The sequence below is a fragment of the Streptomyces aureoversilis genome (assembly GCF_042657885.1).
GTDB lineage: Bacteria > Actinomycetota > Actinomycetes > Streptomycetales > Streptomycetaceae > Streptomyces > Streptomyces aureoversilis.
In genome coordinates, this window is record NZ_JBHSKJ010000046.1 from 1 (window position 1) to 6,366 (window position 6,366).

General features: G+C 63.5%; 2 protein-coding genes and 4 pseudogenes. 2 read left to right on the plus strand and 4 right to left on the minus strand.

All coding sequences use genetic code 11. The features are described 5' to 3' along the window. The 3 genes and pseudogenes from ACFPP6_RS36130 to ACFPP6_RS36140 all read right to left on the minus strand — a co-directional run. Positions 1-139, minus strand: a pseudogene (locus ACFPP6_RS36130) (transposase); the annotation flags it as partial. 149 nt (positions 140-288) lie between these two features. Next, on the minus strand, positions 289-687 hold the full coding sequence (locus tag ACFPP6_RS36135) for a transposase domain-containing protein (protein WP_382051102.1): 399 nt from the start codon (positions 685-687) through the stop codon (positions 289-291). 93 nt (positions 688-780) lie between these two features. Further along, positions 781-2,360: pseudogene (locus ACFPP6_RS36140) on the minus strand (IS1182 family transposase). Between the two features lie 162 nt (positions 2,361-2,522). On the opposite strand from ACFPP6_RS36140, the pseudogene ACFPP6_RS36145 reads away from it, so the two are divergent. Further along, a pseudogene (locus ACFPP6_RS36145) lies at positions 2,523-3,329 on the plus strand (IS5 family transposase). A gap of 467 nt (positions 3,330-3,796) precedes the next feature. On the opposite strand, the gene ACFPP6_RS36150 reads toward ACFPP6_RS36145, so the two are convergent. Beyond that, a complete protein-coding gene (locus ACFPP6_RS36150; protein WP_382051103.1) occupies positions 3,797-5,044 on the minus strand; it encodes an MFS transporter in 1,248 nt (415 codons plus the stop codon). Positions 5,045-5,119: 75 nt separating this feature from the next. Here ACFPP6_RS36150 and ACFPP6_RS36155 point away from each other — a divergent pair. Then, positions 5,120-6,155: pseudogene (locus ACFPP6_RS36155) on the plus strand (IS110 family transposase); the annotation flags it as partial. Between the last annotated feature and the right edge of the window lie 211 nt (positions 6,156-6,366).

A 6,366-nucleotide genomic window follows, 5' to 3' on the forward strand; every position in this document is an offset into this window, starting at 1 on the left:
CTTCGGCAGATACAACCCCGGTCCACCAGCGCCCGGCCCCGCGAGGACGCGTAGGCTGCGAACACCGCGACCTGGCAGTCCTCCGTACGCCCCGCAGTCCCAAGTATTGCCTCTGCACCCCGGCTGACGTGGCGCCCTGTCCAGCACCGCATGGCTGCCGTGCCCACCTCCACCAACATAGCCATCCGCACCTGCGGAAACGCGCTCCTGCCCGGCTCGCGGCCACTGCCCGGACGCCCAAAGGCAGCCTCGTTGGCTTCGCTATCCGCCACGTCCCAGCACTTTCCATCAACGGCAAGCAGCCGCTAGCCCCGCCAGAATGCGCCAGGACTGGCCTCGGTAGCCATCGGACTTCGCGGTCGTGGCGAACAGCACAGCAAGCGGTTCAGGGCCCAGCCGCTGCCGGGCCCTGAACCGCAAGAATTTCGCCGGAACACGCCAGTTGCCCTGCAGCCCCAAGCCCCGCAGTCCCTCGACGAGGCGCCGCATCACTTCCAGATACGGAGCAGGCGAGAACAGGGCCAGCCCCAGCACGAAGTACACCACCAGCCGTGCGAGAAGCAGCCACTGACGTTGCTCTGAACGCCCGCACGCGGCCACCATCCGACCCACCAGCCTGGAAGATACGACCCAGGTCAACAGGCCGAGACCCGATAAGTCAGACACACCCGCAGCCACCCGAGCCACCCCCGGGACCCACTGCCAGCAGACTACGCCTAGAAGACTGATGAAAATCTTGCTGAGGGGCTGTCCGGCCGTTGGCCGGGCGGCCTTCCGGCCTTATGCGGTGGCTGGTGCGAGGTGCCAGGAGTCTGCTCTGCGGGTGAGTCCGAGGGTGATCAGTCGGCGGAGGTTGAGGGCGGCTGCTCTGGTGTGGAGCCAGGTGTTGTTGGCGATGGTGCCGCGGTAGCGGAGTCGGCGGTTGCCGTGGTGGACGAGCCAGGCGACGGCGCGTTCGACCGGTGGTCTCCAGCGGCGGTAGTCGGCCTGCCAGCCGGGGTCGTTGGCGGCTTGGCGGCGTGCTGCGGCCTGGAGATCGTGGTGCGGTCGGATGGTGATGGTGCGGCCGGCCTTCGCGTTGGTGCATCGCCCGCGCAGGGGGCATCTGGTGCACAGGTCCTTGAAGGACGCGATGCGCGGGCGGTGCATGCCGCCCGGGGCGGACAGCGGGACCGTGTGGCCTTGGGGGCAGGTGACGGTGGCGGTGGTGGTGTCGATGGTGAAGTCGTCGGGGGTGGAGCCGCCGGTGACGGCCGCCCGCAGTGGTGCGGGTTTGAGGAACAGCCGGTGTCCGGCCCGGTCGAGTGTGTGGCGGGCGTCGCCAGTGGAGTATGCGGTGTCGCCGACGACCTCGAGCACGGTGGTCTCGTGGGCGAGCAGGTCCAGGCCGACGGCGGCCTCGGGGGACTCGGGCACGGTGCCCGGGGTCAGGGCGACAGCGGTGAACAGGCCGGTCTCAGGCTCGACGGCCAGGTGGGCTTTGTATCCGTCCTGGTGGTGGCTGCGGGTCTTGTGCACGTGCCGGGATTCGGGATCGGTGGTGGAGATCATCCGGTCGTGGGCGGTGCCCTGGGTGATGCGCCAGCGTCCGTCACGGCCGTCGGAGCCGTCGGCCGGCTCGACATCCTGTCCGGCGACCAGGGCCAGGATGCCGACCGCGTTCGCGGCCTTCTCTCCCAGCTCCTGGTCAGGCAGGTGACCCAGCAGTCTGAGCGCGTCGGTGACCAGGGCATCGACGAGGTCGGCCCTGGCCTGCTCGTCGTTCCAGGCGATGCGGGGTTTGCCCGGATCGGTGTAGTCGTGGCCGGTGCAGCAGGTCTTTGCCGCGTCGGCAGCGCCAGGAACCTCGCGGATCACCGCACGGACGGCGGCAATGAGCTGGGTGACGGTGTCCTGGGTGGCCACCGCGTCGTCCAGCACCGTGGAGTCCAGCGCCCGCCGGTGCCGGCCTTTCAATACACCGGTCGCCTTCACGACCTCACGGACCGCTTCGAAGACACGTGGGGGCGGGCTGAGCGGGCCAGCCGACGACGGAAGTAGGCCAGCAGCGACGGGTGAAACGCGGTGTCGTGCAGGCCCAGCCCGCACGCAGCCTTCCACCGCAGGTCACACCGCAATTCCTGAACGGCCTCGAAGTCCGACAACCCGTGCAGGGCCTGCAACGTGACCACCGAAGCCAGGATTGGCGGAGGCGTGGACGGCCTGCCGTTCACCGACGGGTACATGTCCGCGAACATCTCCGCCGGGAACAGCACACCACGGTGCTCGGCCAGAAACGCGAACACACTCCCTGCTGGGATCAACTCCTGGCAGGTTTCCCACACATCCGGCCCGACCGTCTCCCCGGCCCATTCCCCCATCACCACACCAACGAGTCTGACCCCGCCGCCCACGCGGCAGGGCCAGAACCCAACATTTTCATCAGTCTTCTAGGGCAAAGGCAACGGCATTGGGCCTAAGACCGTGTCCTATGTGGTGAGGCGGACGTTGACCGGTCAGGGGGCGGGGAACAATGGGATTGGATCGTGCCGGGCGGGCTGTGGGAGATCGCGAAGCCGCTGATCCCGCAGTCGAAGGTCCGGCCGCAAGGCGGTGGGACGCAGGAGACGCCTGATGAGATGGTGTTCGCCGCGATCATTTACGTGCTGGTCAGCGGCTGTGCCTGGCGGACCCTGCCGCCATGCTTCGGCATATCGGAGTCGACCGCCCACCGCCGGTTCCTGATCTGGCCCCGCACCGGCGTGTGGGGTCGGCTCCACGAAGCGATCGTGCACTGTCTCGACGACGCAGGCCTGATCGATGTGACCCGCGTCGTCCTGGACTCCGCCCACGTCAGGGCCAAAAAAAGGGGGCGAACTCACAGGTCGAGCCCCGTGGACCGGGGCAAGTCGGGTTCCACGATGCACGTCCTGTCGGATCAGAACCGGCTGCCCCTTCTTGCCGGGCTCTCCGCCGCCAACAACCACGACTGCCAGGCACTGAAGCCGATGGTGACCGGCCTCCAAACGAGACACGACCCTCAACGGGGCCGGTACTTCAAGCCCCAGCGGCTGCACGCTGACAAGGCCTACGACCAGCCTGTCCTGCGGAAATAGCTGTGGGGCAAGCACATCGGCGTCCGCATCGCCCGCAAAGGCATCGAGTCCAGTGAGCGACTCGGCCACCGCAGGTAGGTGATCGAGCGCACGATGTCCTGACTCACCGGCTACTGCTGGATCACCCACCGCCACGAACGCGACCCACGCAATTACCTGGCCCTTCCCGGCCTCGCCGCCGCAATCCGCTGCTACAAACGGCTCGTCCGCCTCACCACACAGGACACGGTCTAAGTGAGGTTTTGTCAGCATGGAATGCAGCAGCGGAGACGTTTGCCTCGCATGATCTCTGAGGAGCACGTGACGTCCCTGGCGGGAAGGGACTTGCGATAGTTCCTTCCCAGCCCAGGAGGCTTCACGTGCTCTCTCATCGTGCAATGCCCGACCCGACGTCCCACGTCCACTGGGCCCATTCCGGCAGACGGTACTCATGCTGCGTTGATCCCACGATCATACACCTCAGCGATCCCTGAGAAAACCACAGTAGACGCCGTTTCCTTTGAAGCCGCAGCCTTAGAAGATTTTGTAATTCTTCATCCGGGCAAAGCCACCGGCTCGAAGAGGCGACCGCGCGGCAGCTTACCGGGCGGATCCACTCTGGCTGGCCGCCGGCAGTGATCAATCTGATCGTCCATTCCCATGGGTCTGGCAACTGGCAAGGCAGGCTGGCGGCCTTACAGCGGTGGAGAAATTAAAACCGTCTACCCGATCTCCTTATTGGAGACATCAGGAAGGCGAGATAGGCAAATAATCCCCAGGAAGCTTATTGCGGACAAATAAACGGCTACACCTAACGGCGGCCCGTCACTTTTGGTCAATAGCACTGCGATCAATGGACTGAGTGCGCCCCCTATAAGGCTGGAGAAATTGTGGCTGATAGTCAACCCTGTCGACCGGATACGCGGTTCATATAGTTCGACCAAATAAACCGTGGCCGCGACTGAGACAGGAAGCAAACAGATCTCGGCGCCTATAAAACTTACCATCATGAAGAGCGGGCGCCCGGCATGCATGAGAAGCATCATAGGAAAAGCCCAGAACAGCATAGCGCAGCTGCCGACTAGACAAACTTTACGCAGACTTCGGCGATTGATAATTATTGCAACAAATGGCAGAAGGGCGCCCTTTAGGCCTACGGCCACCATCACACACGCAATTACGGTTGCTTTGTCGATATTCAAGTTGCCGGTGACGTATGCCAAACTCCAAACGGAGACGATCTGAGTAACGGCCGGCGAAAAAGAAAAAGCCCCTACAGTGAGGAAAAATGTCTCCCAATGTGTTCGCAGGAGTTCGACTACAGGTAACGAGGCCCTGCCGCCCTCCTTAACGAGCTCGACGAACTCAGGACTTTCAGGCATATATTTTCTGAGCAACAACCCGGCGATGACCAATAGTGCTGCCAGCCAGAACGGTACCCTCCAAACCCATTCCCGGAATTCCCTAGCACCGAACACGCTCGTCAGAGACGCGACTATACCATTAGCGGCGAGGTATCCAAGCGAGATTCCCGCGTGTGGGAGACTACACCATATAACCCTGCTTTGGATTGGGGAATTCTCAACAACAAGCAGTAGGCCATTTCCCACTCCGCCGCTCGCCATCCCTTGCACTAATCTGAGAAGTAAGAGCATCAATGGGGCGGCAGAGCCTACCGAGTTATACGTTGGCAAGCAGCCTATTCCTGTGGTAGCGCAGCCAGTGATCGCCATTGACGCAAGGAAGGCTAGGCGGCGGCCATAGTAATCACCTATATGACTGAAGAGAACAGCCCCAATGGGTCGAGCGATGAATCCGGTCGCGAAAGTCCCGAAAGCAGCCAAGGTTTCACCGAAAGGAGAGAGGGCAGGAAAGAAGAGAGGGCCGATGACAAGTGCCGTCATCGCGGCGTAAACAGATAGATCATATGCCTCAATTAGCAGGGTAATCATGGAGGCGGTCGCCAGCACGCCGACGGATGACGCGCCCCTCCAGGGCACTAACGAGCCAAAACGTCTCACATTCACAGTCCCCCATTGCACGCAACCGTATTCATCGTGGTCAACCAGCCCGCCTCGATCGGTGCTCTGCCGCTCGCGGTTGCCCGCGACATGGGATGCGAAGTCGCCTATCTGCCGGGCCTGACGATGCAGCGGATCGCCGACCTCTATCCGGGCGAGGCCAAGACCGACGCTCGCGACGCGTTCGTCATCGCTGATGCCGCCCGCTCGATGCCAACACTCTGCGGGTGATCGAGCCCGCCGACGAGACGGTCGTGGTGCCAGAGACGATCGCGAGCTTCGACAACGACCTCGCCGGCGAAGCCACCAAGGTCTCCAATCGCTTGCGGGGGCTGCTGACCCAGACTCACCCGCACCTCGAACGGATCCTCGGCCTGCGGGTCCAGCACCCGGCGATCCTGGCCCTGCTGGAACGCTTCGGGTCCCCAGCTCGGATCTGCAACGCCTCGCCGCCGACTGGTGAGCCTGCTCCGGCCGAAGGCACTCAGGACGGCGGAATGGCTGGTCGACGACATCTTCACCGCCTTGGACGAGCAGACCGTGATCGTTCCCGGCACGGACGCGGCTGCGCTGATCGTCCCGAGCCTGGCCGGCTCGCTGACCGCCGTCCTTGACCAGTGGAAACTGCTGGCTGGACGGATCGAGGAACGGCTGGAGGCTCACCTTCTTTCCAAGGTCCTGAGGTCCATGCCGGGGATCGCCGTCAGGACCGGAGCAAGCATCCTCATCGACGTCAGCAGCTTCCCCTCTGCAGCCCACCTCGCCGCCTACGCGGGCCTCGCCCCAGCAACCAGGAGTTCCGGTCCTCGATCCACGGCTAACAACCGTCGCGGAGAGGAAGAAAGCAAATCAAACGCACCTTCTTCCTCTCCGCATTCGCCGCTCTGGTCAACGCCGTCTCCCGGGGCCTACTACGACAAGAAGATCGCCCAGGGAAAACACCACACCCAAGCCCTCCTCTGCCTCACCGGACGACGAACCGACATTGCTCTTCGTCATACTCCACGACGGCACCCTCTACAACCCCAAGCCCGCCCCCACAAGTCGACGAAACCCATAGAGGCACCCCGGCCACCTCCGGGCCCCTGCACCCTCGTGCACCGCTGACGCTGCGGGCCCCCATACGATGCACGGATGAGGCTGCGGGTCTGTAAAGTTTTCGGTGTAACTGGGTTGGTTTGTCTGTCAGATGTGGGCTACTGAGAGGCGGCCGTCGAAGGCGATGTCGAAGGCCTGGAGAGCCCGCTTCCAGCGGCTGGTCCATCGCTTGC